Origin of the sequence: Nostoc sp. NMS4 (assembly GCF_017115095.1) — a bacterium.
Taxonomy (GTDB): domain Bacteria; phylum Cyanobacteriota; class Cyanobacteriia; order Cyanobacteriales; family Nostocaceae; genus Nostoc.
Map to the genome: position 1 here is coordinate 1 of NZ_JABXKI010000120.1, position 25603 is coordinate 25603.

25 protein-coding genes and 2 pseudogenes are annotated in these 25603 nt (G+C 40.7%); 12 read left to right on the forward strand and 15 right to left on the reverse strand.

Features of this window, described 5'->3' with window-relative positions; all coding sequences use genetic code 11:
* Nucleotides 1-681: 681 nt before the first annotated feature.
* From HWQ37_RS09360 to HWQ37_RS09385, 6 genes and pseudogenes are all read left to right on the forward strand, one after another.
* Nucleotides 682-792 carry a transposase family protein gene (locus HWQ37_RS09360; RefSeq protein WP_292746136.1) on the forward strand — a complete coding sequence of 37 codons (111 nt, stop codon included), beginning with the start codon at nt 682-684 and terminating at the stop codon, nt 790-792.
* 552 nt (nt 793-1344) lie between these two features.
* Nucleotides 1345-1521, forward strand: coding sequence for a hypothetical protein (locus HWQ37_RS09365; protein ID WP_292746138.1), 177 nt, complete (start codon nt 1345-1347; stop codon nt 1519-1521).
* 99 nt (nt 1522-1620) lie between these two features.
* A complete protein-coding gene (locus tag HWQ37_RS09370) occupies nt 1621-1827 on the forward strand; it encodes a hypothetical protein (RefSeq protein WP_292746140.1) in 207 nt (68 codons plus the stop codon).
* A 440-nt stretch (nt 1828-2267) separates the two neighbouring features.
* Nucleotides 2268-3335, forward strand: a complete 1068-nt coding sequence (gene namA / locus HWQ37_RS09375; RefSeq protein ID WP_292746142.1) for an NADPH dehydrogenase NamA — start codon at nt 2268-2270, stop codon at nt 3333-3335.
* 1019 nt (nt 3336-4354) lie between these two features.
* On the forward strand, nt 4355-4669 hold the full coding sequence (locus tag HWQ37_RS09380) for a twin-arginine translocation signal domain-containing protein (protein WP_292746144.1): 315 nt from the start codon (nt 4355-4357) through the stop codon (nt 4667-4669).
* Between the two features lie 299 nt (nt 4670-4968).
* Nucleotides 4969-5487 (forward strand): annotated as a pseudogene (locus HWQ37_RS09385) (twin-arginine translocation pathway signal protein); the annotation flags it as partial.
* Between the two features lie 253 nt (nt 5488-5740).
* Here HWQ37_RS09385 and HWQ37_RS09390 read toward each other — a convergent pair.
* On the reverse strand, nt 5741-6628 hold the full coding sequence (locus tag HWQ37_RS09390; RefSeq protein WP_292746146.1) for a pirin family protein: 888 nt from the start codon (nt 6626-6628) through the stop codon (nt 5741-5743).
* A 214-nt stretch (nt 6629-6842) separates the two neighbouring features.
* Here HWQ37_RS09390 and HWQ37_RS09395 point away from each other — a divergent pair, with 214 nt between their 5' ends.
* The gene (locus HWQ37_RS09395; RefSeq protein ID WP_292746148.1) at nt 6843-8189 is read left to right on the forward strand and encodes a DUF58 domain-containing protein; all 1347 of its coding nucleotides are present in this window, start codon (nt 6843-6845) and stop codon (nt 8187-8189) included.
* A gap of 289 nt (nt 8190-8478) precedes the next feature.
* Here HWQ37_RS09395 and HWQ37_RS09400 read toward each other — a convergent pair whose 3' ends face one another.
* The 8 genes from HWQ37_RS09400 to HWQ37_RS09430 form a co-directional block, all read right to left on the reverse strand.
* A complete protein-coding gene (locus HWQ37_RS09400) occupies nt 8479-8685 on the reverse strand; it encodes a hypothetical protein (protein ID WP_292746150.1) in 207 nt (68 codons plus the stop codon).
* Between the two features lie 669 nt (nt 8686-9354).
* Nucleotides 9355-13272 carry an HD domain-containing protein gene (locus HWQ37_RS09405; protein ID WP_292746152.1) on the reverse strand — a complete coding sequence of 1306 codons (3918 nt, stop codon included), beginning with the start codon at nt 13270-13272 and terminating at the stop codon, nt 9355-9357.
* Between the two features lie 17 nt (nt 13273-13289).
* Entirely contained in the window at nt 13290-13814 is a 525-nt protein-coding gene (locus HWQ37_RS09410) for a hypothetical protein (protein WP_292746154.1), read from the reverse strand.
* Nucleotides 13815-13934: 120 nt separating this feature from the next.
* Nucleotides 13935-15311: an AtzE family amidohydrolase gene (locus tag HWQ37_RS09415; protein WP_292746156.1), complete on the reverse strand. Its 1377-nt coding sequence runs from the start codon at nt 15309-15311 to the stop codon at nt 13935-13937.
* Nucleotides 15308-15454, reverse strand: a complete 147-nt coding sequence (locus tag HWQ37_RS09420) for a DUF4089 domain-containing protein (RefSeq protein ID WP_292746178.1) — start codon at nt 15452-15454, stop codon at nt 15308-15310. The genes HWQ37_RS09415 and HWQ37_RS09420 overlap by 4 nt, the downstream gene beginning before the upstream one ends.
* Nucleotides 15455-15661: 207 nt before the next feature.
* Nucleotides 15662-15865, reverse strand: coding sequence for a DUF6887 family protein (locus HWQ37_RS09425; protein ID WP_292746158.1), 204 nt, complete (start codon nt 15863-15865; stop codon nt 15662-15664).
* Nucleotides 15862-16068, reverse strand: coding sequence for a DUF6888 family protein (locus tag HWQ37_RS34835; protein WP_465249683.1), 207 nt, complete (start codon nt 16066-16068; stop codon nt 15862-15864). The genes HWQ37_RS09425 and HWQ37_RS34835 overlap by 4 nt, the downstream gene beginning before the upstream one ends.
* Nucleotides 16040-16267 (reverse strand): hypothetical protein, encoded by a 228-nt coding sequence (locus HWQ37_RS09430; protein ID WP_292746160.1) that lies wholly within the window; start codon nt 16265-16267, stop codon nt 16040-16042. The genes HWQ37_RS34835 and HWQ37_RS09430 overlap by 29 nt, the downstream gene beginning before the upstream one ends.
* Before the next feature lie 248 nt (nt 16268-16515).
* On the opposite strand from HWQ37_RS09430, the gene HWQ37_RS09435 reads away from it, so the two are divergent.
* The 3 genes from HWQ37_RS09435 to HWQ37_RS09445 all read left to right on the forward strand — a co-directional run bounded on the left by HWQ37_RS09435 (nt 16516) and on the right by HWQ37_RS09445 (nt 20133).
* Nucleotides 16516-16782 (forward strand): glutaredoxin family protein, encoded by a 267-nt coding sequence (locus HWQ37_RS09435; protein ID WP_292746162.1) that lies wholly within the window; start codon nt 16516-16518, stop codon nt 16780-16782.
* Nucleotides 16783-16835: 53 nt separating this feature from the next.
* Nucleotides 16836-18338: a UDP-N-acetylmuramoyl-L-alanyl-D-glutamate--2,6-diaminopimelate ligase gene (locus HWQ37_RS09440; protein ID WP_292746164.1), complete on the forward strand. Its 1503-nt coding sequence runs from the start codon at nt 16836-16838 to the stop codon at nt 18336-18338.
* Nucleotides 18339-18666: 328 nt separating this feature from the next.
* Nucleotides 18667-20133, forward strand: a complete 1467-nt coding sequence (locus HWQ37_RS09445) for a DICT sensory domain-containing protein (protein WP_292746166.1) — start codon at nt 18667-18669, stop codon at nt 20131-20133.
* Between the two features lie 75 nt (nt 20134-20208).
* Here HWQ37_RS09445 and HWQ37_RS09450 read toward each other — a convergent pair whose 3' ends face one another.
* The 3 genes from HWQ37_RS09450 to mnmE form a co-directional block, all read right to left on the reverse strand.
* Nucleotides 20209-20283 carry an element excision factor XisI family protein gene (locus HWQ37_RS09450; RefSeq protein WP_292746180.1) on the reverse strand — a complete coding sequence of 25 codons (75 nt, stop codon included), beginning with the start codon at nt 20281-20283 and terminating at the stop codon, nt 20209-20211.
* A gap of 8 nt (nt 20284-20291) precedes the next feature.
* On the reverse strand, nt 20292-20516 hold the full coding sequence (locus HWQ37_RS09455; protein ID WP_292746168.1) for a hypothetical protein: 225 nt from the start codon (nt 20514-20516) through the stop codon (nt 20292-20294).
* Nucleotides 20517-20585: 69 nt separating this feature from the next.
* On the reverse strand, nt 20586-21980 hold the full coding sequence (mnmE, locus tag HWQ37_RS09460) for a tRNA uridine-5-carboxymethylaminomethyl(34) synthesis GTPase MnmE (RefSeq protein WP_292746170.1): 1395 nt from the start codon (nt 21978-21980) through the stop codon (nt 20586-20588).
* 209 nt (nt 21981-22189) lie between these two features.
* Between mnmE and HWQ37_RS09465 the strand changes: the two genes are divergently transcribed.
* Nucleotides 22190-22390, forward strand: coding sequence for a hypothetical protein (locus tag HWQ37_RS09465; protein WP_292732308.1), 201 nt, complete (start codon nt 22190-22192; stop codon nt 22388-22390).
* Nucleotides 22391-22428: 38 nt separating this feature from the next.
* Here the strand turns inward: HWQ37_RS09465 and HWQ37_RS09470 are convergent.
* From HWQ37_RS09470 to HWQ37_RS09480, 3 genes and pseudogenes are all read right to left on the reverse strand, one after another.
* Nucleotides 22429-22545, reverse strand: a pseudogene (locus tag HWQ37_RS09470) (Uma2 family endonuclease); the annotation flags it as partial.
* 25 nt (nt 22546-22570) lie between these two features.
* A complete protein-coding gene (locus HWQ37_RS09475) occupies nt 22571-23617 on the reverse strand; it encodes a DUF1611 domain-containing protein (protein ID WP_292746172.1) in 1047 nt (348 codons plus the stop codon).
* On the reverse strand, nt 23601-24653 hold the full coding sequence (locus HWQ37_RS09480; RefSeq protein ID WP_292746174.1) for a dipeptide epimerase: 1053 nt from the start codon (nt 24651-24653) through the stop codon (nt 23601-23603). Before HWQ37_RS09480 ends, HWQ37_RS09475 begins: the two co-directional genes overlap by 17 nt.
* Before the next feature lie 128 nt (nt 24654-24781).
* Between HWQ37_RS09480 and HWQ37_RS09485 the strand changes: the two genes are divergently transcribed.
* Nucleotides 24782-25333, forward strand: coding sequence for an NUDIX hydrolase (locus HWQ37_RS09485; protein WP_292746176.1), 552 nt, complete (start codon nt 24782-24784; stop codon nt 25331-25333).
* Nucleotides 25334-25603: the final 270 nt, after the last annotated feature.

Below are 25603 nucleotides of genomic sequence, written 5' to 3' on the forward strand. Positions count from 1 at the left end.
GTTGCATCTCCTTTTCCATATTGATGAAAATTGCTCATTTCTCTTGAAAATGGGTATACAGCGCTTCCGGCTATTATGCAATACAGTTTTTATCCTTGCCCCCTCCTAGCATAGCTTTCAGTTTTGAGGATGTACCTCATAGCTGCCGGAAGTGCTGTAAGGGTATAGGAAGAAGAGTTTTTAGCATTGCTGATTTGAAGTATGAAATTCCCAAATCAAGTGTTTAAAACTCTTATCTTTGCGCTTTTGCGCCATTTCAAATGCTATGTTTATTTATGCCGTGCTGTACTAGTAATTATTTAGTCTTAATTAATACTATATTCTTTCAAAGAATACTAGTATTAATTCATCAAAAAAATATAAAAATTAAGGACTTCCAGTAATCAACAGTCTTTACCAACGTAAAAAGCCTGGCGATCGCTCTTAGAGAAGTTTTTTGACACATAAATATGAGCGATATACTGAAGCATATTGAAGAAAATCCTAAAGAAACACGGAGGTTAATTGGTATCGAGTATGAACAGTTACAACAATTAATCGAAAATGCCGAACAATTAAATTCTTGAATTACAAGCTTTACTAGAATCAAAAAAAATTAGAATTATTGCTGGCGGTGGAGGTCGAAAACCAAAACTATCTGTAAGAGTTCAAATAATTTTAACCTTGGTGTATCTCAGACACATGACGACATTTCAACTTCTTGGTATCCAGTTTGGAGTGAGTGAATCGACAGCGAATCACACATTTAGGTTAAATCCAAAAAAGTATAAACAAGTTATTTTGACAAGATGATTGCATTTACGGACTATAGCCTAGCCACATAAAGGCTTTGAAGGTTTTCGGAGATGTCTTTGCGATCAATTTTTGGCATTGTTTACAAAAGCGAGCGATCGCGTAGCGTTAACTGTAGCAAGTCTAAGTATCAAATTTTACCTACATAAATCAATTCATCCCTCCATGCAGCAACGCCTATTTTATTAAAGAGTAATATCAATAAATTTTAATAAACTCTTGTTTTTTAGCACAATCTATGCAAATCTCATAGATGTATAGTACGGTAATCTTATCGACTTAACGTAGTTTAGTAGAAAGTAAGGTGGGTTAGCCAATAGACTCAATACCCCACCCTAACCCTCCCCGTATGTATTGGGGAGGGAACCGGAAATCTTATTTCCCCCCAATATGTCGGGGGGATTAAGGGGGGTGATACCACTTATGTGTACACGGTAGCCAAACTTGGGCGAGGAATTTAGGGTGAGGGCATTTGATTCATGCAATCAGTCTATTCTGTAAGCTGCTAGTAAGGCAATTTTGTTAATTTATGACCCTGATTGACATTTAATTTTGAGTAGAAAAATTGGTAATGATGATGCTCAGGCGATCGCCTTGTATCAAAAAATTACTGCCATTACAGGATGCGATCGCATTAATGATGTCCGTAATAAAAAGTTACTTAGCGAGCCACAACTTAGAGATTTTATTAACAAGCAGTATCAAGGGCGAATAGTACCTGTATTTTAAAGATAGCGAAAGAATGAAGAATGACAATTTTGTTACTTCGTCTTTACCTAAATGAAGAGTTACTAAACTTAAACTTGAACATTACTGGAGGTCTAAATCATGTTTTCTGGAAAAATTGAAAAAGAATTATTTGATGAAGAAATTTGGTCAATTTGGCAAACAAAGAAATTACCAGATCATCTACAGTTATTAGCGGATCAAGAACTAGGAAAACGCGATATCTGGGAATTGCAATCCCAAGAGACTGACGATCGCTCTACAGATCCAAATCTTCATGAGGACTCTAATCATTTAACAAGTATTTAACAATAAAGGCAGTTGTTGCGTAGGGCAGTAGGCTGGAGGAATACTGCCCTACGCAAGAACTACTGCGATCCAATGGCAGTAAAGTACGCACTGAGAGTAAGTGTTAAAGTCCCCAATCAAAATCATTTCTTCTTTTCACTCTTACCAAAACTGGCTATGCAGTAGAACTATTGTTATTAGTTCCTTTGGGCGATAGTATAAAACTTTGCTGGTTAATTGTCACCATGCTAAATTAAGTTCTGTGCGACTAACTGGTAGAAAGATAAACGGGTTTAAGTCCTCCAGCAAATTTTGAATTTGCTAGTCAATAATAAAGTGGTGGGTCTAAATTCTGCACTGATTGCATTTTGAATTTTGACTTCTCTATTTAATGCAAATCGAGTTCATGCTGCAAATCCCTCCCCAATTTATTTACCTAGCAAGAGAAGGAATCAATATCAATGGCACATCTGTTTGAACCATTCAAGATTCGTGAAGTTGTTTTTCGCAACCGCATCGCCGTTTCACCGATGTGTCAATATTCCAGTACAAATGGATATGCTAATGATTGGCACGTTATTCATCTAGCTTCTCGTGCAGTTGGCGGTGCAGGTATAGTGTTCACAGAGGCGGCAGCTGTAGAGCCGCGTGGACGCATTAGCCCGCAAGATTTGGGAATTTGGTCAGATTCACATATAGAAACTTTAGCCAAGATTGTGGCATTAATTCATAACTTTGGTGCTGTTGCAGGTATTCAACTTGCTCATGCAGGTAGAAAGGCTAGCACTGCCAAACCGAGTAAGGGAGGGAAAGCACTAGATGAATCTCAGGAGGGTTGGCGGCCTTTGGTTTCGAGTAGTGCGATCGCTTTTAGCCAAGATAGCCCAGTTCCAGAAGCCCTCAGTCTTGAGGGAATTAAAGAAATTATTGATGCCTTTGCTCAAGCTGCCAAACGTTCTCTACAAGCTGGTTTCAAGGTAGTAGAAATCCATGCTGCCCACGGTTATCTACTGCACCAATTTCTCTCGCCCCTTTCTAACCATCGTCAAGATGATTATGGTGGCAGCTTTGAAAACCGAACTCGTCTGCTCAGAGAAGTAGTTCAAGCAGTTCGAGAGGTTTGGCCTCAGACACATCCCCTCTGGGTACGCATCTCCGCCACCGATTGGGTAGACAATGGCTGGGACATTGAGCAAAGTATTGCTTTAAGCGACAAACTCAAGTCTTTAGGAGTTGATCTCATCGACAATTCATCAGGCGGTATCATCCCGGGCGTTAATATACCCATTAAACCTGGTTATCAGACTCAGTTTGCCGAACGCATCCGCCGCGAAGCTAATATTCATACAGGAGCCGTGGGCTTAATTACATCCCCTGAACAAGCTGACGAGATTATTCGTACAGAAGTAGCTGATATAGTGCTATTAGGACGCGAACTACTCCGCAATCCTTACTGGCCACATCTGGCAGCCAAACAACTAGGACACGATAAACTCTGGCCTGTTCAATACGATCGAGCTTGGCTATGATTTCACCCGTGCTTAATTTAAAGCGCTGAGAAAAAACAAGATTGCTAAAACTTCATCATGTTTTTTAGTAGAAATAGCAATCCTAAATTATTTGTGAAAAATTAGATCCCCGACTTCTTCTAAAAGAAGTCGGGGATTTGGACACCGCGCATTTTCACAGTAGAGAAGTGCGGACTATTGGCGTAGCCTCATTCTCTCGACTCGACCTTTGAGCAAAACTAGCCGTGTCATATCTCATACCCGTAGTACACAATACGCACTGTGTACCTCCCAGGGCAAACGCATCATGTCAACAGAAAGAGCTTATTGTCAATAAGCTGAAAAATAGTCGCATTAATAGCTACTTATTGACATAGATTTAGCGATCGCTTTGAAGCTTGGAAAATAAATCAAACGCGAAATGCTGATTTTTTCGTTGGTTCTTAACGTTGGTTGTGATTAAGAGTAATTTAGATGCGTTTGCCCTGGTGTACCTCCTCATCTGGGGCTTTCACACTCTTGCTAAATTTATTCTAAAAACCTCTTGATTTTCATCACAGTTTGTGAAAGAGTCTGATTTAGTATACAAAATACGGTAAACCGATAGAGTTACAGTATTTAATGATTTAATTGGAAGAAAGTGCAGCTAATATAGCGACCCTTGAATCCTGGCAAAAAGCTATCGGACTGATTAAGAGTACAGAAGTGTAATAGGCATCTGATGAAAGCTTGAATATTAGCAATAAATACCTGCATAACTGTCAGGTAACAATCTCCAGTACAAGTTAGTTTCTAGTAGAAAAACCTCAGATTTCAGATTAAATCCAGTGAAATTGCCCTCTTTCTTTATTGATGTGTGGCTCAAAGTCATTCTAGTAGTCTGTCAAGAAAAAATTGACGAATAAATTTTCTGTAGAGACGGCGATTTATCGCGTCTCTCCAACTGTCAAAATGGATTTGACAGACCACTAGCTTTGAGCCGCTTATGTACTAACTCATGACTAGATTTTTGAATTATTTTCGCCAGTGGAGAACATCTCATGCAACCAGATCCTAATTCTCATCAAAGTTCCGAGCAAAATGCTCAGGCTAATAGTGAAATAGATAAACTAAAACAGCCCCATGTAGCTGGCAAACGTTTTTTTGGTAGTAGTGCCAGCAGACGCTCATTTCTCGGTCGCGCCGGTTTGTTTAGTGCCGCTAGCGTTGTTGCAGGAGTTTTCGGTTCACCTTTCTCCTCAAAGAGAGGAGATATTGTACAAGCTATAGATATCAACAGGCGGAATAATCGAGTGTTCGATCATAACAGGTTTGTTGATTTCCGCAAGCCGCACACTCGTGACTTCCAGTCATGAGTTAGGCGCTCCATATTCTGTTAAAATTAGCATATAGCGAAAACCAAGCTAACCTGAACCACGACAACTAAAGATATGGGGTTCTACCGTGGAAATAGATACTTTTGTATCGATCCTCTAGTGGGTAAAATCTTTAAGGTACAGAGGTTAAACATACTTAACTTTTAGGTACTTGTTTGAAAGTCGCCGTCGGTGCGCCGGAGACTTTAAAAACGCCTGTGGAGAACTTGTAAGACCTGGATTACTCCAGGCTTAGATCGTTGAAGCAGGAATCACGCGACTTCTAGTCGTGTGAGGTTCAAAAAGCCTATCGAGTACGTGTTGAAGCAGCCAGACTTGAACGGAGTGTTCTGATTCCACCGCATCCGACCAACGGCGATGAGGAACGTTATGCCAACAAAATCGGCTCTGACAGTAGGGGACTACCGCATAACGCGGTAGGCGAAGTCAGGCTGGAAGCTTACAACTCTTTGACCAAAGCACTGACAACGCAAAACCCGAATGATTATGAAAATATCATCTTGGGTGGCGGCAGAAAGCTGGTCAATCCTCAAGGTCCCCTAGCAATTAGCTTAGAAGGGATCAATGCAGCCCAGATAGCTGTGCCACCACCACCGGCTCTAGCTAGTGCAGAACGCGCTGCTGAAGCAGTAGAACTCTACTGGCAAGCTTTACTCCGAGATGTACCTCTTTCTAAGTTACAAAACAATACTGATAACCCAAAAGTCTTGGCAGCTGTTGAAGACCTTAACAAGCTTTCGGCGTTTCGAGACCCAAAACAAAATGGCCGTGTCACCCCTCAGACTCTATTTCGTGGTAGGTTCAAAAGTCACAGTCTAATTTTCGGTGTTTTGGGAGTGCTGAGTATACGTTTAAGGGAGAGTTATGATTCTCACAGTCATTGCACCCCACCCCCAGCCCCTCCCCTTAGCAAGGGGAGGGGAGACAAAGCATAGTTTTGGTTTAATAAGTAATTAAACGGACATGATATAACTCGCTATCAGTCGGGGATTCAGATCCACGACTGATTGAAGACTGTTTAACCGAAACTGATATGACACTTCGACACACTTATGAAAAAGGATTAGCTTCTGTTACTACTTCTGGTAGTGGAATAAACTCTGTTTCATCTGGCACGGTAGCAAAGCGATAGTTGCGCCAATCAAGTTTAGCTTGCTCTATTCGCTCTGGTCGGCTAGAGACAAAATTCCACCATTTGTAGCGTGTACCTAACGGCTCACCGCCAATAACAATGCATCGAGCAGAGGCAGTAGCAGAAACCTCGATCTGATGATCTGGTTCTAGAATAGCAAGACGATATTGCTCCATCGGTTCATCGTTAATCTTCAATCCCTCTGTAACACTGTATACTGCCCTTTGTGAATAATCAGTAGGGATAGTGAAGTGGGTGTTGGCAGACAATACTGCATCTAAATAGAGGATAGGTGAGAGAACTTTCACAGGTGAGGTATAGCCAAATGCTTGCCCAGCAATAAGTTTGATGATAATGCCATTCTCTTCCCAGGTGGGGAGAGTTTCAGCTGGATAGTGAATGAATCTTGGATCGATTTCTTCGTGTTCAACAGGTAGGGCGACCCAGGTTTGAATGCCATGAATAGTAGTTTCTGGGTAACGCTCAGAGTCAGGCGATCGCTCTGAATGTACAATCCCTTTTCCAGCTGTCATCCAGTTTACTGCACCTGGTTGGATTTCCTGCACTGTACCCAAACTATCTCGATGCATCAAAGCACCATCAAATAAATAAGTTACCGTTGCCAGATTGATATGAGGATGTGGTCGGACATCGATGCCTTGATTGGGGGGCATAATGGACGGACCAAGATGATCGAAAAAGATAAATGGCCCAACCATTTGGCGATTAGGATATGGCAAACTGCGACGGGCAGAAAAACCACCCAGATTTTTAACTTCGGGTTCAATCAGTTGAAGAATTGCCATAAATCATTGGAGGTGATTAGTAAATGCGGTAATTATTAAGTATATCTACTTGCAAACAAGTTAAAAAGCATTACAAGGCAGATCCTTCTAACGGAAGTTAATGCATATTTGGTTATGTCTGTCAATGTGTAAGTCCTAAATTTATCAGAATTACACCCAGCAGTAACTTGGTATAAAGATTGTATCGTTAGTCCATTACTAGGATATTTAATTAATGCTTCCTTCCAAACGAGTTTATTTATTATTGGTTTTGGTTATTGCGATGTCTACGATGGGCTATGTATGCGCCCCGATTCTATCCTTATTTCTCAGCATTAGAACAACCATCGCTATCACTGTGCTATTTGATGCTATTATTCTCGGACTGATGATTGTAGATGGTTTACGGGTGCGGCGTTCTCGTGTGCAAATTAGCCGCGAATTACCGTCACGATTATCTATTGGGCGGGATAATCCTGTGGTGCTGAAGGTGACATCATCAAATACCGATGCCCAAATTGAAATCCGCGACTATTACCCAACAGGATTTGGCGTGTCTGCACCTGCACTAAGCGCCATTGTTCCCAGTAACAGCACCGAGGAATTGACGTATACCGTCCACCCAACACAACGGGGAGAGTTTCCTTGGGGGAATATTCAAGTTCGACAGTTGGGGCTTTGGGGATTAGCTTGGGATGATTGGCACATTCCTCAAAGTTTGCCAGTGAAAGTTTATCCTGATTTAGTGGGATTGCGATCGCTCACAATTCGTTTGACACTGCAATCATCAGGATCGATGCGCCAATCTCGCAAAACTGGTATTGGTACAGAGTTTGCCGAATTGCGAAACTATCGCACTGGTGATGATTTACGGTTTATTGATTGGAAAGCTACCGCCCGTCGGGTTGGCGCTTATGGTAATGCTATGCCACTGGTGAGGGTTTTGGAACCAGAACAAGAACAAACATTACTAATTTTACTCGATCGCGGACGGTTGATGACGGCAAAAGTGCAGAATTTGCAGCGATTTGACTGGGGTTTGAATGCAACTTTATCCTTAGCTTTGGCAGGTTTACATCGAGGCGATCGCGTGGGTGTTGGTGTATTTGACCGCCAAATGCATACGTGGATTCCCCCAGAACGCGGTCAACATCATTTGAATCAGCTAATCGATCGCCTAACTCCAATTCAACCAGTTTTATTTGAATCTGATTATTTAGGGGCGGTGACAAATGTTTTGCAGCGACAAACCCGGAGGGCGCTGGTGGTGGTGATTACCGATTTAGTTGATGTTACTGCCTCTACAGAACTTCTAGCCGCACTCTCTAAGTTAGCACCCCGCTACCTTCCATTTTGCGTTACTTTGCGAGATCCACAAGTCGATCGTTTAGCACACACCTTTACAGATGATGTTGCAGGTGTTTATACCCGTGCAGTAGCACTAGATTTATTAATGCAACGACAAGTAGCTTTTGCCCAACTGAAACAAAAAGGTGTATTAGTGTTAGATGCACCAGCAAATCAAATTGCCGATCAGTTAGTTGAGCGATATCTGCAACTCAAAGCGCGAAATCAACTTTAGTAACTACCCAGATATAAGGGACTTCCAACAAATAAATTACCCAATATTGTCGGCAGTGCATCTTGCCCGCCTTTGTATACGGGTGGGCGAGACGCGATTGGTGTCAACTTCAGGTATAAGTTCAATAAGAGAAAGGGTTCTAGGGTTGTCCACGTTGGGTTGAACGTAGTGAAACCCAACCTACATTGATAGATTTTATTACAAACAATCACCCGAACATGATATTACTCCTGACTTTTTACAAAATGTGGACAAGGGGAATAGTTCGCGAATGATGTTCGCGAACCCACTACTTATCTTTGTTGTATTTAGAAGTTTCTTCGATTAAATCTTTCAAACCCTGATTTAGAGTTTCAATTGAACGATCTAATGCTTCAATTTTGGCTCTGAGAAAAATTTGTTCTACAGCCTCTAAGTACGCTTGACTACCAGCTTTACCTAAGTGCTTGTAACGAGAACTCTTACCATCAAGTCTTTGTTGGAAATATTGCCACACTAGCCTGTAGCTTATAGTACCAATAGACTGACTTCCTCCCTTTAGCGAGATAGCGAACAATCCAACAGGAAGATGCGGCTACCTCCCCCGAAGCACTTACTGCTTGGATTTCTTTCTCAAGATGCTCTTTAGCTTGAACTACGCAATAGACCTCTTGCAAAAATCCTTGAATCACCCCTCCCCAACCCTCCCCTTGTGAAGGGGAGGGCGCAAGATTTCAAGTTTCCCCCCTTTATAAGGGGGGATTAAGGGGGGTCTATTCGACTTATGCAAGAGGTCTAATGTATGCGTGCATATAAATCTTCTTGGGCTGACGGTTTTGAGTTATTGGACATAAAACAAAAAATATACGGTTCGCGAATAACTTACTTATACGAACCATTCTTAGCTCTACAAAGCTTTTAAACAATTAAAATTAAACCATTAATTTCAAAGTGTAATAAAGAGTACAACAAAATGTAATAAAGAGTAGGACAACAGTGTAATGATTTGTAGTCTGGTTTGTTACCAATAAGTTATTTTTAATAGTTTTGTCGATACTAATAAGTCATTCTTAATAGTTGTATTGCTATAAATAAGTCATTTTGTAAGGATTCAGGGTCTCAGTAATCGCAAAAACTCTATTTTACGTTTTTTAAAATTGGCGTACTGAATGTAAACTATCTACTGTTAATTGCTACGCTCCTCATTTGGGTTGACGGTTATACACCACTCAGGATCAGGATTAGGCAAGTATGTGTCCACATCTGATCTTTTAGAATATTCCTTCCATTCATAAGGAGTCACTACAATTAGCTCATTGGATTTCCATTGATAAATCGGAGTTGCATTTTGGGGTGTTATATCTTCTTTAAAGACAAGTTGCCATAAAGTCTTCATCATATCAGGACATTCATTACATATCTTATTCCATTTTTCTTTTAAGTTCCTGCTTTCTTCTCCTATATCAAATTTTCCTTGTAGCAAGTTGATAAGAAAAGCAGCTGCATAGCTTTCATTATTTGATAACTCTTCGGTTAATTTACAAAACTCGTCATAATTATCATATGATTCCTCCAATTTATTTTCACACCATTTCCATCCCTCTTCATTAATGGCTTTTACGAGTCGATGGTCAATATTCCATACTTCAAAGAAATCCATTGAAACACAACATAACTTTTGCCACTCTCCTGGTGGAAATTGACTAGTCCATCCTAGTGGATGACGCTCTGATTGTGGTGATATATCTTCAATCCATAAAGCCTCAAATCTAAAATTTATTATCTCTGAATTTGGTAACTTATCATCATCATCATCATCATCCTCATTCTCTGAAAGCCTTTGCTGATGATATTTCCTTTGTATTTCCAACTTCTCAGACAACTTTTTTATCTCCTTATCCGATAAATATTTTGCCACGATTTTGTTAGGAGGAATATTGGGAACTTGCCAAGATATGTTATCGGGAACATTTACTCCATCACTTTCATAAACATATAAAGGTTTATTCATCTGCTCTTTATTCCATATGAAATCTTGCTTATTACTATGTGCTTTATCAGAGATTAAGGGAGCTTTTAAAGTTTGCCATTTTATCTGATTGTTTTCTTTAAACAACCAATACAAGCTAGTATTCTCAGAGATTGGACTATTAGTAATTCTATGCTGACGAGCAATTTGATAGTTGAGTAAAGCATAGGGTGATGTTTTATGATCATTCAAAAACTCTTGAATAAAATCATCAAATTTAGTTCTTAAAAAAAACTTTATACTCTCCTCCACGGAATTATCAATTTTTACGTCATTACGATTGACTTCTAGGTTAATTTCTTGATGAGACGTAGAATATGGTGTTAAATCTATTGTGACCAACATATTTGTGGAAAAGCTCCTTTTTCCTGTATACGAATTACGCATATGGGACGAGATACTGAAATTCATTCCTTTCCAGCTTATTCTCTGACTTTTACAATCAACTATATAAAAATGAGAATGATTATACTTAAATTCTTTTAGTATAATCTCAGTACTCTCTGCGGTTTCTAAGAAAGCAAAGGATACTTGATTGTTTAATTCAAAATAAGGTAAATAAACGCGATATTTTCCTAAATTGTTCGGTAATTCACCCTCCTTTATCTTCCACTTCAAGCATTCTTTTAGCTTTTCTCTATAGCTTGAAACATAAAAATTTTCAGCTTCTTCAGAGCTATTATTTATAGAATTTCGCCATCGTGTCAAAAATTTAGTAAAATCCTCTTCTATCTCTTTAAAAAAGGCATCTTTCTTGCAAATCCATCCTGGTTTAAATTCAAGTTTTTGCTCTGGAAAATCAGATATAAAGTTAAAATTGCAGGGAATATAGTCCAGTACATTTTGAAGAAAGCTTCTCAACTTTGAAACAAATTTAGATAAATTTTCGTGAGACAAGTTTTCATCAAAAATTTCTTTTTCCTGAACAGGAGAGTCTTCTTTTTTAGATATAACTGTAGATATAACTTCGGGCTTTAGTAAAAGACGTATTTCTGTACCATGAAAATTCTTTTGGACGTTTGTTAGTTCACCAAATGACCCTATTCCCTCAGTTTCAAACTTCCATCCATTGTTGTTATCATCACCTGGTGACAAACTACGTCGTGTCTTTATTACTACTCTTTCAGCTAACATAAAGTAGCTTAATACACCTATCCCAAATTTTCCTGTACGTCCTACAGAAAATCCATATTTTTGGCATTCACGTTCCAAATTAATTATCTTACGCTGTCTAGCAGAACCGCTTACCAATAGATAGTTCTGAATAATATCTTTGGTCATACCAACGCCATCGTCAGTACATACTAGCCAAATACCATCGCTATCTTTATCAATTTTTAAGTTCACAGAGTGTTGTAAATTTAAAGACTGATGATTAGCTACATCTTTGATAAATTTGTTAGTGTCTCTTTGATTTTTGATTTCTTCTTTGATTTCTTTAAGGCGCTTGTAGGCAATCTCCTCACGAACAGCATCAAAAGCATTCTGGAGAAGTTCACGTACTGCATATAAATGATCTCCGTAAAGTGATATACCAGAGAGTAACTCCAAAATTTTATTTGTATCTGGTCGAAAAGCACCATCAATGTACTCATAATTATCAGGTATAATATTTCGTTGAATGGCTATTTGCAAATCCCAAAGGTTTTTAGTATCTGTTCCTTCTAAGAGTTTGTAGCAATCTGTCAATACATGATCCATTTCATTCGCTAGTATCTCACTGGCACGATGTATGACAGCTTTTTTCGGATAAATCGAAAGCGATATTTGTGATTTATCTTTCAGTTTAGAAACAGTAGTTGGATATTTTACATATTTATCGTTTTTCCACCAATAAATTAATTCTGTAGAATTTATATTGTAGTCTTGCAAAATTACATCAGGAATTTGTACAGGGTCAAAAGCAAGAATATTTGCTGCTTGCACCACTGCTATAAGGTACCTTAGACGAAGCCCTTGAATTGGATTGCTGTTTGTAACTAGTGGATTGTCAGCTATCTCCTTATCCTTGTTTTTCAGATAAGAACTTAGGCACAGCAAAATTAAATTATCTTGAACACGTTTATCAGGAACCTCCTGATTGAGAGATTCTTCTATCCAAGTTTTGCTCCAATGTTTATGGCGATCGTAACAATAATAAGTTATTAGCCTGTCAGCCAGTCGTTTAGTTTTTTCATCTGGCTCTCCTTCTCCTTGCCATAAAGGCAGTTCAACTCCGTCAGGTTCATCATCCAACCATTTCTGAAAATCCTCAATTTCTTGATTAGATAGTCCGTGTTCTTCAGGTTTTATAAGGAGATAGTGATGATAAAGGCTCACCTTACCGTATTTAGGCGTTAGACAAATATCGAGAAGATAGGCTGATAGAAGTAATAACTCCAATTCATATGCTGATAATTTAGGTTTCTCGTCTTTAGGCAGCAGTGACGGAGAAATAACATCTGCCATTCTTTTCGCTACCCTGTCTCCCCGTTCAGGATCATAAAGAGTAAAAGTATCGGCTGTACTTGGTTCAGGAGGTGAGAGAAATGGTTGAAGTTTTGTAAAAATTTGAGTTAGAGTATCTTCAACTGATTTCGATTCGTCCGAATTTATGCGCTGTAAAGCTTGGTAAAGTTCTGTTTGTTTATATCTCTGATTATTATAGACTTTAGGAATACCCGATAGCAGACGGTTAAAGGCTATCTCATCATTAAAGTCATTAAAGTTTATCCAATTTCTTATTCTTAAAAAAGGGTAGTTTTCTGGAACCTCTTTCACCTCTGGTAACAACACAGAAATTTGCAGCAGTTCTCTATTTACTTTTATTCTTTCTCTATTCTCATTGCTAATAACGCCTATCTCTTCATTTTGTGTAGTACCAACTCCGTTCAGACCGAAAAAGATAAGAGCAGATTTAGATTTTCTGATAGCAGTTCCAATTTTTTCTTCAAAAACTGTTCCAAGTGGAATTCCTTCTTCATCCCACCACACCTTCAACTCATTTTGTTGAAGTTTTTCAATAATGTTTTTAACAAATTTTACATCATCTCTTTTGTAAGAAATGAAAACGTCAAACTCAAACTGTTTACTCATCTATTTAACTCTCCGAGTTATTGCTCTACTCCCGCAATGACTGCCAACGCATTAGCATATTGTTCCAAAGCTCTTCTAAGCTGTGCAAGTTCCTCCCGCAACTTAGGTTCTTCAGACCAATTTTGTTCATGCTCCTTGGGACTTAAATCAGCAGGACGCTTTGCTTCCCACGCTTGTAGGAAAGGATGCCATTTGCTGAGAAAGGGACGCAAACCATTGTTCAATACAATAATTGCGATACCTCCAACGGACTCACGAGAAGCACCTACATTTGGACCCGCCTGTTTAAGAATTTCACGGGTTGTGCCAAATAAGCTATATAAAGAATTCAAAGCTTCACGCACCAGTCCTTGATCAACTTCCAAAGGTTGCACAGCAATGCGTGTCACAAGTTCAATGTAAAGTGACCATGCTGCTTTGCGTTCTGTAGGATCTGCTTCCCACTCAGCCGCACCAATTCCAAAAGGAAGTCTTACCGATACTTTCTTTAAAACAGCAGGATCTTGTCTAACCCCAAGAATTTCTCTTATCCAAGAAAGCATTAGAACTCTGGGTGAATTTTCTATTAAAATAATAACCCAAGTTGCGGGTTATGAAATTCCGAGTGCTTGGTAACGGTCGATTCAGTAGGGTACGTTAGGCTGAAGCCGTAAGGTATGATATTACCCTACTATTGGTGATGTAATTACACCCTTTGCCTCTAAGGTAGCCGCAACCCGTAAAATTAAAGCTTCATTATATGGTGCTGCTATCAATTGCACACCGAGAGGTAAAGCATTTTGGCGCTGAATTGGTACTGATAAAACGGGTAAACCAATAAAAGATAATGGTTGAGTAAATAACCCTAAATGAGGACGGACAAGAATTTCTTCGCCATCCAAAATCATGGTTTGTTGACCAATTAATGGTGCAGAAATTGGTGTAGTTGGGGCAATAATTACATCGACATTTTGAAAAACTTCCCGAACGCGATCGCGATACCATTTTCTAAAGCGTTGTGCTTGGAGATACCAGCTACTTGGAATTAATGCCCCAGCCAAAAAGCGATCGCGTGTTGCGGAATCAAAATCTTCAGGACGACATCGCAATTTGTCTAAATGCAGATTTGCACCCTCGCTAGCTGTAATTACAAAGGCTGCTGCACGGGCGCGGTGTGTTTCTGGTATGATTACATATTCAGTGACTTCTATTGCATCAGCTACCTTTTGCACTGCTGCTAAAACTTCCGGTTCTGCGCCTTTGGTGAAATAATCAGCAGCGATGGCAATTCTGATATCAGAAATATCTTGTTTAAGTTGTGGTAAAACCAATTCAGGCGGACGCTTTGTACAAATTGGATCGCGATCGTCTTCTCCCTGAAGCACATCAAACACCGTAGCAATATCCTGCACCGAACGCGCCAAAGGGCCAATGTGATCCAAACTGCTAGAAAATAAAGCTACCCCAGCACGAGATAACCTTCCATAAGTCGGTTTGAAACCAAAAACGCCACACAACGCCGCCGGAACGCGAATCGAACCATTAGTATCAGAACCCAGCGTCAACGGAACCAACCCAGCAGCAACCGCCGCCGCCGAACCACCCGATGAACCACCAGCTACACGCTGTAAATCATGGGGGTTATGAGTAGCACCGTAATGGGAGTTTTCCGTTACAAACCCATAAGCGTACTCATCCATATTCAAAGCACCAACTAACACAGCACCCGCTTGTTTTAGCCTTGCGACTGCGGTTGCATCAAGGCTTGCGGCTGGGTTTTCGGCATTAATTTTCGATCCCGCCAGAGTCGTTAAACCTGCGATATCGAAGAGATTTTTTACCGCAAAAGGGACACCTGCAAGGGTTCCAGGCTTATTACCTTGAGCAATTTCCCTGTCAATTAGTGCTGCATCTGTTAAAGCTGTCTCAGCAGTTATAGTCGTAAAACAGTTGATTAGATGATTGTGCGTTGCTATTCGTGCTAATGCAGCTTTAGTAACTTCCACAGCGCTAACTTTACCTTCGCGTACAGCACTTGATATTGATACAGCATCATTCATGGTTCAAACACTGGTGCAACTTCAATATCCTCTGGTAGGGGAAACTCATTTACAAGATTAGCGATCGCATTAATTCTCTCAAAATTTGCCACCACACCATGACGATACTCATCTCTTATTTCCAAATCCAACAACAACCCCATTTGGTCAACATACTCACCGACATCAAAATACTTGCTGTTCGTCACGTTTGAGTAAGATTGTCATGATTTAAGTTTTTTCTTCAAATGATGTCTGGTTAATTGACCGAATATCATTTAATAGGTTTTCTATAAGTTCGCTCAGTTTGTAATATAAAATTATCTGTTATAGTCATTACAAAGCTACCACCAGTAAACACTTGACGTTCATCACGTTTGATTTTTATGCTCATTAGCTTGTATTCGTTTTTTAAATTCCTCTAACGATTGTTCTGGTGTGGAAACCTTAACCCAACCCGGTTTAGCTCGTACAATACTAAGGTAGTACTGGAAAGCGTCTTCATCTTCTGGATGTCCTTTAACATAATTTCTTAGTTCGACTTCTGTTAATTGTTGATAATTAGTATTACTCATTTGATTAATTCCTCCCCGTTACTTAATATCTCTATTTCAATTTCATTACCTACTAAAAGGTAGATTCTCTGTGTACGTGTATCATATCTTGTGAGTTCAATATTCCGTAGTAGGTTACTTGCTTGTACACATATACGGAAAAAGGTTTCTAACTGTTGGACGGTAGGCACTGGTTTAATTATCCTCTTTATTACTTCTATCACCTCCCCTAATCTCCCCTAGCCGTTCTGTATCCTTATCGATTAAGCCGAACTTTTGGAGATTATCAAAAGCAAAATTTTCTAACCATCGACTAGCTGATATACCTTGTCGTTTAGCTTCTTTGTCTATGGCATCCCAAACTATGGGGTCAATACTGATAGTTTTAGTTTTGCGCTTACGCTCCATAAATAGTACAAACATTTGTTTACCTTATATTTTCTCACTTTTTCTTATAATACAATCAAATCTAACCAAACACACTAAGTTTGAAGTCAACAAAAATGATGATAACTGCTTTACAGTATAAAAAAGCTAATAACAAACTGCTTTGCCAAACATTGAAACATATCGCTATTACATCCACACTGACACGGGCATAATACTTGTAGAATCTATAGCCGACAGTGAAGAAACTTTTGCTAATAGTGTTCATAGTAATTAATTAACAAATGCGATTAATTTTATACAGTAAACCAGGCTGTCATTTATGTGAAGGCTTGCAAGAAAAGCTAGAACAAATCCAAAATCTCAGTTTCGAGTTGGAAATTAGGGATATTACGACTCGTGAAGATTGGTTCGCTGCGTATGAGTATGAAGTGCCGGTACTTTATTTATCGAACCACAGAGGCGCAGAGGAAAAAGCATTGCCGCGTCCTTCTCCTCGTGCTAGTGTGCAGCAGTTAGAGCAAATGTTGCGTAAGTATTTAGCCAATTAGAAAAAAATAATGCAGAATAAGCGCAAGATTAAGAATGTGACGAGGTTCACAATATGAAATTGCGGGAATTACTAACGGCGGTAGACAGTGTTGAGCAATTATCTAGCCATCCGACTTTAGAGGATGTGGAAGTTAGGGGTTTAAAGACGAATTCTCATGCTTGTCGTGTGGGAGATTTGTTTATTGGGATGCCAGGAACGCGAGTTGATGGTGGGGAATTTTGGCCAAGTGCGATCGCATCGGGGGCTGTAGCTGCGATCGTTTCTCCCGAAGCTGCCCAAAAAAATCCTCCCACAAATCAGGCTGTAGTGATCAGTGCAAGTAACATCACTCAAGCTTGCGCCCAAATAGCCAGTGCTTTTTATGGTTATCCAGGGCGAAAACTCAAGCTGGTAGGCGTAACTGGTACAAATGGCAAAACTACAACTACTCATTTGATTGAATTTCTGCTCAACAAAGCTAATTTAGCTACAGCTTTGATGGGAACTCTCTACACTCGTTGGGCAGGTTTTGAGCAAACTGCTGCCCACACTACGCCTTTTGCAGTGGAACTGCAACAGCAGCTAGCAGAGGCGGTAAAAGCTGGAAGTGAGTTTGGGGTAATGGAAGTCAGTTCTCACGCTTTGGCTCAAGGTAGAGTGTTGGGTTGTGAATTTGAGGTGGCGGTATTTAGTAATCTTACTCAAGACCATCTCGACTATCACAGCGATATGGAAGATTACTTTGCTGCCAAAGCGTTGTTATTTAGCCCTGATTATCTCAAGGGACGGGCAATAATTAATGCTGATGATTCCTACGGGAAGCGGTTAATTGCGTCATTGGATTCCGAACGGGTTTGGAGTTACAGCGTCAACGACAACAGCGCTGATTTATGGATGAGCGATTTAAGTTACCAGCCAAATGGTGTTAGTGGGACATTACATACACCAAAAGGTGACGTAGCTTTTCGATCGCCACTAGTCGGACAATATAATTTAGAAAATCTTCTCGCAGCCGTCGGAGCAGTTTTACACTTAGGGCTAGATTTGCAGTTACTCGTATCTGTGATACCCGAATTCCCCGGAGTCCCTGGACGGATGGAGCGGGTACAGATTACTACTGAGCAAGATATTAGCGTGATTGTGGATTATGCCCACACACCCGACAGCCTAGAAAATTTACTGAAAGCGGCACGTCCGTTTATACCTGGTAAAGTGATTTGTGTATTTGGTTGTGGAGGCGATCGCGATCGCACCAAGCGCCCAAAAATGGGTAAAATTGCTGCTGAGTTAGCTGATGTGGCAGTTGTGACATCAGATAATCCCCGGACTGAAGACCCAGAAAGGATTTTGCAAGATATTTTAGCGGGAATAGCTGACACAGTGCAGCCGACGGTGATTTGCGATCGCGCGATCGCAATTCGCACCGCCATTTTACAAGCACAACCCGGCGATGGAGTCTTGCTTGCTGGTAAAGGTCACGAAGATTACCAAATTCTCGGCACCGAAAAAATCCATTTTGACGACCGAGAACACGCCCGCGACGCTTTACAGCAAAGACTTAACGTACAAGGTTAATTTGGGTATTGGGCGTTAGGAGTGCTGTTAGCGGTAGCGGGGCGTTTAGCCCGTGCTGAGTGCTGAGTTAAGAGTTAGGAGTAGAGACGCGATTAATCGCGTCTGTACAAGAGTTAGGAGTTTTGTTTATCTCCTTGTCTCCCTTGTCTCCCTCATCTCCCTCATCTCCCTGCCCCCTGCCTCCCCTACTCACCTACTCCTCTACCTTATGGCTGAAGTTTTTCATAGTCCATATTTATTTCCGTGGGGATTTTGTAAAAAATGCACACATAAAGGTGAAAATCGAAGACAGAATTATTTCTTGCTTCATCCTTTTTGTGCTTGACTCATGAATGTTTCTCTGGTTAACGATCTGTCTGTTTATCAACTGGTTATGGGAGTACAAACGCCTCCGAAACCATTGTCCCTCAGTCCTGCTACTCTGCTATCACTAGTAAGAGCGCAAATTGACTTACTCATTGAGCAGCAAATTGCAGCCACCTTATGGGTGAAGCTACCACCAGATAAAATTTGGCAATCAGAATTAGCGCGCTATCAATCCTCGGTAGGTGCGTCTAGTCTCATTTATACTTGCCAAATTGACGAGAGCAGGAAAGTGGAAGCAGGGGAAGACAAGGGAGAGGAAAAATTAAATACCTCCTCATCTCCCTCATCCCCCTCATCCTCTCATCATGTCCCCGTTCACCTACCACCAGATAGCCAAATGCGACGGGAAAGCTTTCTGATGGTGTTATCGCCCCAGTTTTGCAGTTTAATTTTGGCTCATCGACCACTTAAAAAACGCAAAAGTCAGACATCGGGAAAGGTAAATACTAATAAAAACCAGCCGTTGCTGATTATAACTACTGTTGAGGGGAGAGTAATTCAGCAAGTATTAAATGGTATTCAACAAGGGATTGCGCCAGAATCATCCTCAATTTTACCTGCTAGTTTTATTTGTCCAACCGTGCCACAAGCCACACTTATGAATCAATTGTTGGCAAAACAACTCCTCCGACAAGATGAAATTAATCGTCAAATCATCACAGTACGTACTAATAAGTTGGAGCAGCAAAATCAAGAACTGCACAACAAAGAGCAACTCAAAGATGAATACCTGAAAAATGTCTGTCAGGAACTACGTATACCCTTGACGCACATGAAAACAGCACTTTCGTTATTAAATTCCCCTAATCTTAAACCCCCACAGCGACAACGTTATTTACAAATGTTAAATACCCAGTGCGATCAGCAAAACTCTCTGATTACTGGTTTCTTGGAACTGGTGCAGCTAGAACAGAATTTGGAGGGGACGACTTTGGAGTTGGTGCGTCTCTCAGATATAGTACCTGGAGTAGTCAGTACCTACCAACCTGTAGCCCAAGAAAAAGGAATTATGCTAGCCTACACCGTACCGACTGAACTCCCATCTGTTTGGTGCGTGAGTGGTAGGCTGAGACAAATTGTGATTAATCTGTTGCACAACAGTCTTAAGTTTACCCCTAATGGAGGTCAAGTATGGGTGCGCGCCCGTAATCAAGGCGATTATGTGCAATTAGAATTCCGCGACACAGGTATCGGTATTCCCGAAAACGAAATTCCCAAAATCTTCGATCGCTTTTATCGTGTGCGTACAGCAGCAACCGAAGATTATGGTGGTGCTGGGTTGGGGTTAACGATAGTACAGCAATTGTTGCTGCGCTGTGGTGGATCTATTTCTGTAAGAAGTAAATTATCTGAAGGTTCTAGCTTTACAGTGCAACTAGCAACTGTTGGCAATATCCCAAAAGCGATCGCTACAGAAAATGAGTTATGAATTATGAGTTATAAGTGATGAGTTAAAAATTCATAACTCATCACTCATAACTTTTAACTCCTACAGTTATTTTCCCTAACCTGCGGCAAACTCAGTAAACTTCCGCTTATAGGGAGCATGAAAACCCAAAATAATATCTTGTTTTGGCACTCCAGTATTTATTTGGATGAATCTTTTGACAACACCTGTGTAAACTCTCCACTTTGTCTATTGCAAACTACTATAAATTCGCTATTTGGCATTCGTAGCTCTACCGGAATTATTTCGGTTGGTAACTCCATTAGTAACCCACCATCTAACATTCCTGCACCGGGAAAGGCTATAACTGTGATTATGCCTGGTCTAAGACAACCAAGAACTTGAACTGGAATTGTATCAAGCATTATATATTATAATAATTAACAATTAGACATAAATATTACAAGGTTTTTTTAAATTGATACTTCTCTAGGTTATTTACCGATACAGAACTTGCTGAAAATCCTCTCTAAAACTGATTCTGTTACTTCTTCTCCGGTAATTTCTCCTAAAGCTTGAATCGCACCCCGTAAGTCAATTGTCCAAAAATCAAGCGGTAACTGCTGGATAATTGTTGCTTGCACCTGTTCCAAAGATATTTTAGCTTGAGTTAAGGCTGCTGCTTGCCTTTGGTTAATCGCTAAATCCATATCAGCCGCTTGTACTTTTCCAGCTTGAACTATCTCTAAAATTGCTGTTTCTAAAGCATCAATACCTTGATTTTTGGCTGCGGCTGTGACAATTTTAGATTTGGGATTTGGGATTTTAGATTGAAGGTTTTCCCTATCACTTTCTTCTAATAAATCGATTTTGTTAATCACTAGAATCAACGGACGGTGTTGCACTTTTTCATAAATTTCTTCATCGCCTTCTGTCCAACCGGCGGAAGCATCGATGGTAAGCAAGACTAAATCAGCTGCATTGGCAGCACGACGCGATCGCTCCACGCCAATTTTTTCCACTTGGTCTGTTGTTTCCCGAATCCCCGCAGTATCTAGCACTTGTACGGGAATTCCCCCGACAACTAACTGCGATTCCACCACATCGCGGGTTGTACCGGGTAAATCAGTCACAATGGCGCGATCGCTCCGGCTCCAAGCATTCAATAAGCTCGACTTACCCACATTCGGACGGCCAACAATTGCCACTTTTAAACCAGTACGCAGCAACTCACCTTGATCTTTGGTTGCCAATAACTTAGTTATTTCTGCGGCAATTTTATCGATTTCTGATATAATCCCTTTATGATCCAACGGCGGCAAGTCTTCCTCAAAATCAATCCGAGCTTCAATTTCTGCCAAAATGTCCAAACAGTTAGCGCGTAACTGCCGAATTGGATGAGCTAATTTTCCTTGTAAACCAGCTAAAGCACTTTGAGCAGCTTGCGGCGATTTAGCCCCCACTAAATCGGCAATACCTTCAGCTTGAGTTAAATCCAATCGTCCATTCAAAAAGGCGCGGAGAGTAAATTCTCCTGGTTGCGCTAGTCTGGCTCCACTTTCCAAACACAGTTGTAATACCTGCTGCACTGCCATAATTCCCCCGTGGCAATGGAATTCTACAACATCTTCGCGGGTGTAAGAACGGGGTGCTTTCATAATCAACAACAGGGCTTCATCCACTATTTTGTGCGTCTGGGGATGGCGAATATAACCGTAGAGAATCCGGTGACTTTCCCAAACTTGTCGCCCTGGTGCATGAAAGAGACTTTGGGCAATTGTCATTGCTTGAGAACCGGACACCCGCACAATCCCAACACTACCCTGTTGGGGGACAACAGCAGTAGCGATCGCGGCTATAGTTCCAGTAGTAGCAAAGAGTTCTGACATGAATGCCCTTTATGAAAGTGAGGAGTGAGGAGTAAAAATCATAACTCATATCTAAATGGTAAGTATTTAGACTAATGAGATGGCAATTGGCAAGGTAAAATTTACCTGGAGGGTAATGCCTGATAGTAAAGAGTTAACAGTGAAGAGTTAAAGGTGAAAATCATGACTCACAACTTATAACTCATAACTTTTAGAGAGAGGATTTTACTGTGGAGCAAAAGATTAACTGCGCTGTCGCCTGTGTTAACGGGTGTGTTTTAGGGGATAAATGCCCCAATATCGAGTTTAGAGAGTCAGCCGCAAAATTTATTGAAGAGACTCCCTTAGACAAAATGCTGGAGTTGGCACAAGAACGTCTGCGAAAAAAAATGACGGAACCGCCAAAATGGGTTTTTCCTGAAGATCCATAGCATTCGAGCCAACAGGCACAAGCAAGACAGGGTAGAAGTTAAATAGTATCTGGTTCTATATTTAATTCTCGCAGTTTTGCCGCCAAGCGATCGCTGTGTTCCTTCTCCTCTTGTGCCACTTCTTCCGGTGTCGGAACCAGTTTTTTCTCAGGAGTTTAGAGTTAAAGCATTCTCCAGCAACTAATTATTCATCACCGCATCTAAAAGCACATTGGCATCAAAGCGGACTACATCGGTGCAAGGTAGCCCCGTTTCTGCAATTGTTTGAGCGATACTTTCTTGAGCCGCAGACTCATCTAGATGGGCTGTGTTCAGCGCTATACCCACTACAGTCACACTTCCAAAAGCACCACCGGCATTAGCAACAGTTTCATAAAGCCGAATCACTTCTGATAAAGGTGGAATTATGACATGGGGATGATTACGTACATGAACTTGTCCCGCCCGATGTACCAAAACTAGTTGGGTTGGTTGCGAACCACGGATTAGGGGTAAGGTTGCCGTTGAACCAGGGTGTAGCAGCGAACCTTGTCCTTCAATGTGCAAAATATCATAGTTTTTGCCATAGCGCATGACTATTTGTTCCACAGCACCGGCGGCAAAATCTACCCGCACGGCATCTAAAGCCACACCATCCCCTTCTAACATTACCCCAGTTTGACCGGTGGCGAGGAATTTAGAACGCCAACCCCGCAGTTTTGCTGCCCAATGTAACTCTAGACTAGTTGACATTTTACCGATCGCCATGTCGGTTCCGACAGTTAATATGCGCCGACACGGGAGAGTACGTGCCATTCCACTGGCAACGCTGATATTAGACGGCTCTTTTCGTACATCCCAAATTAATTGCCCTGGTTTGAGCAGTGCATTTAATTCTGGGATACTTGCCATTGGTGTATGTAAACCATTCACCACCGACATTCCCGCTTCTAGAGCGTTTTTGATTTCTAGCCAGTAATCATCTGGTACAGCCCCACCACTAGGGGCAATGCCAATTACCAAAACTTCCGGTTTGTACTCTAGGGCTGCGGCTAGTGATGCCACAATCGGCACGTCACGCTTCATACCTGTTAATTCTGGTAGGGATTTGCCAGCACACTCGCGATCGATTACGGCTACAATTGGGGCTTCACTGTAACGTAAAATTGCTAGCCCTGTTTTACCCTGAGTCCCAGTAATTCCCTCATGCAGCAAAATAGCTACTCGTTGATTAAGTGATAGACGCACTGTGTTGTACTCCCAAACCTGGTAAATCGTTTGGCAAAACTCTTGCTTCTTTTAGCAATGCACCCGTAAAAGGGTCATCAATTAAGTTAAGGTGACTGTCTAAATCTAAATAATCAGCTAGTGGCGCTAGCTGTAATGCTGCTGTATTCGCTAGGGAACTGTCAGAATAGCAACCGAACATTACTTGCAACCGATAGGCTCGCGCTGTATGTATCATTCGCATTGCTTCTGTTAGTCCCCCTGATTTCATCAGTTTGATATTAATACCATCCGCGCAATTTGCCAAATCGGGAATATCGGCGCTGGTGAAACAACTTTCATCAACAAAAATCGGCAGGGGAGAGTGTTCTTTGAGTTTTGCTAAACTTTTTTCCTGCCCCCGTGGTAATGGCTGTTCTACATACTTTATACCTAAATCAGCTAGCCAATTGCACATGGCGATCGCATCTTCTAAACTCCAACCCCCGTTGGCATCAACAAAAAATTCTAGTAATGGTGCTTCTTCTCGCACCGCCAAGAGCATTTTTTTATCTGCATCTATGCCATCTGGACTACCTAGCTTTACCTTAAAAAGGCGAACATCTGTAAATTGTAACCAGTCTCGCGCTCTAGCGATCGCACCTTCAGGCGAATTAATCCCAATTGTGACAGAAGTCGGGACTATTTGATTGCGATCGAGTCCCCAAAGTTGCCACAAGGGTAATCCTACGCGCTTACCGAGCCAGTCGTGCATTGCCATATCCAAGGCAGCCCTTGCAGCAGAAGGAACCTGGTTTTGTATTAAAACTTGCTCAATTTCCTGTCGCTGTAAGGGGCTGAATGTTTGCAACAGTGGCACCACTTGCTCTAGAGCCTTTTTGATTGCATCAGTTGATTGCCGATGATTACCCACACCAAATGGTGATGCTTCCCCCCAGCCTTCGATATCATCAGATAAAATCTTCACCCATACATTCGTTGTTTGTGCCGTTGTACCTCGACTAATGGTCAACGGAAATCTCTTATTTACAGTAAATAAATTTACATTTATTTGCATACTTGTTATACATATTATGCTCAAGCAAAAGCCAGTGTAAGTTGAAAGTTTAGATTATCGGATACATCTGTTATACTTTTTTACATTCATTGCTTAATGACTAAGGTTTTTATAGATTATTTTTATTTATGAACAACTTAAAAAAATGGAAGATTTTAAAATCAAAAATGGTTTTAGATAATCCTTGGTGTCAGGTGAGGCAAGATGAAATAGAATTACCCAACGGTAAAATTATAGATGATTATTTTGTCAGTATTAAGCCTGACGTTGCGATGGTTTTACCTATCACTACTAATAGAGAAATTATTTTTGTTCGGCAATATAGACACGCCGTAGGTGAGTTTTTCTTAGAACTGCCGGCAGGGAATTTTGACCCGACAAAAGAGAATGCAGAAATAGCAGCAATTAGAGAACTAAGAGAAGAAACTGGTTATATTCCCCAAGAATTTAGAAAAATCGGAACTCTATACGATAAGCCGAGTAAAGATACCAATCAAATACATTTATTTCTAGCAGATAAAGTGAGCAAGGTTGGAGAGCAACAACTAGATATTACAGAAGAAATTGAAGTTGTATTAATTCCCGTAGAATCAGTTTTAGAAAAAATTATTCAGGGAGAAATTTCTGTTGCCGGAACTGTTGCGGCTCTATTTTTAGGTTTAAAGTTTATCAATTATTAACAATCGTTGTATCTCTCTTCTGTTTTATAAGAATAATGCTTCAGACGAATTGTACCCTGAAGCTTTTACAGCAAACTTTTAACGTTTTAGCATAGAATAATATTAAAGATGATATACAGAATCTTTCTGTGCATAACTGTTATTATGCTAAGGGACTTCCAACAAATAAATTATCCAATCTTGTGGGGTGGGCATCTTGCCCGCCCACAGCGCAAGGCGGGCAAGATGCCATAGGTGTCAAGTTAAGCTCAAACTTACTATGTCAATAAG

Coding starts and splice junctions, on each gene's coding strand:
- HWQ37_RS09440 (WP_292746164.1), top strand. CDS start 16,836: ATGAAATTGCGGGAATTACTAACGGCGGTAGACAGTGTTGAGCAATTA.
- namA (WP_292746142.1), top strand. CDS start 2,268: ATGGCACATCTGTTTGAACCATTCAAGATTCGTGAAGTTGTTTTTCGC.
- HWQ37_RS09380 (WP_292746144.1), top strand. CDS start 4,355: ATGCAACCAGATCCTAATTCTCATCAAAGTTCCGAGCAAAATGCTCAG.
- HWQ37_RS09480 (WP_292746174.1), bottom strand. CDS start 24,653: ATGCAAATAAATGTAAATTTATTTACTGTAAATAAGAGATTTCCGTTG.
- HWQ37_RS09395 (WP_292746148.1), top strand. CDS start 6,843: ATGCTTCCTTCCAAACGAGTTTATTTATTATTGGTTTTGGTTATTGCG.
- HWQ37_RS09405 (WP_292746152.1), bottom strand. CDS start 13,272: ATGAGTAAACAGTTTGAGTTTGACGTTTTCATTTCTTACAAAAGAGAT.
- HWQ37_RS09360 (WP_292746136.1), top strand. CDS start 682: ATGACGACATTTCAACTTCTTGGTATCCAGTTTGGAGTGAGTGAATCG.
- HWQ37_RS09455 (WP_292746168.1), bottom strand. CDS start 20,516: ATGCTTGATACAATTCCAGTTCAAGTTCTTGGTTGTCTTAGACCAGGC.
- HWQ37_RS09485 (WP_292746176.1), top strand. CDS start 24,782: ATGAACAACTTAAAAAAATGGAAGATTTTAAAATCAAAAATGGTTTTA.
- HWQ37_RS09430 (WP_292746160.1), bottom strand. CDS start 16,267: ATGTTTGTACTATTTATGGAGCGTAAGCGCAAAACTAAAACTATCAGT.
- HWQ37_RS09435 (WP_292746162.1), top strand. CDS start 16,516: ATGCGATTAATTTTATACAGTAAACCAGGCTGTCATTTATGTGAAGGC.
- HWQ37_RS09410 (WP_292746154.1), bottom strand. CDS start 13,814: ATGCTTTCTTGGATAAGAGAAATTCTTGGGGTTAGACAAGATCCTGCT.
- HWQ37_RS09420 (WP_292746178.1), bottom strand. CDS start 15,454: ATGGGGTTGTTGTTGGATTTGGAAATAAGAGATGAGTATCGTCATGGT.
- HWQ37_RS09415 (WP_292746156.1), bottom strand. CDS start 15,311: ATGAATGATGCTGTATCAATATCAAGTGCTGTACGCGAAGGTAAAGTT.
- mnmE (WP_292746170.1), bottom strand. CDS start 21,980: ATGTCAGAACTCTTTGCTACTACTGGAACTATAGCCGCGATCGCTACT.
- HWQ37_RS09390 (WP_292746146.1), bottom strand. CDS start 6,628: ATGGCAATTCTTCAACTGATTGAACCCGAAGTTAAAAATCTGGGTGGT.
- HWQ37_RS09370 (WP_292746140.1), top strand. CDS start 1,621: ATGTTTTCTGGAAAAATTGAAAAAGAATTATTTGATGAAGAAATTTGG.
- HWQ37_RS09445 (WP_292746166.1), top strand. CDS start 18,667: ATGAATGTTTCTCTGGTTAACGATCTGTCTGTTTATCAACTGGTTATG.
- HWQ37_RS09425 (WP_292746158.1), bottom strand. CDS start 15,865: ATGAGTAATACTAATTATCAACAATTAACAGAAGTCGAACTAAGAAAT.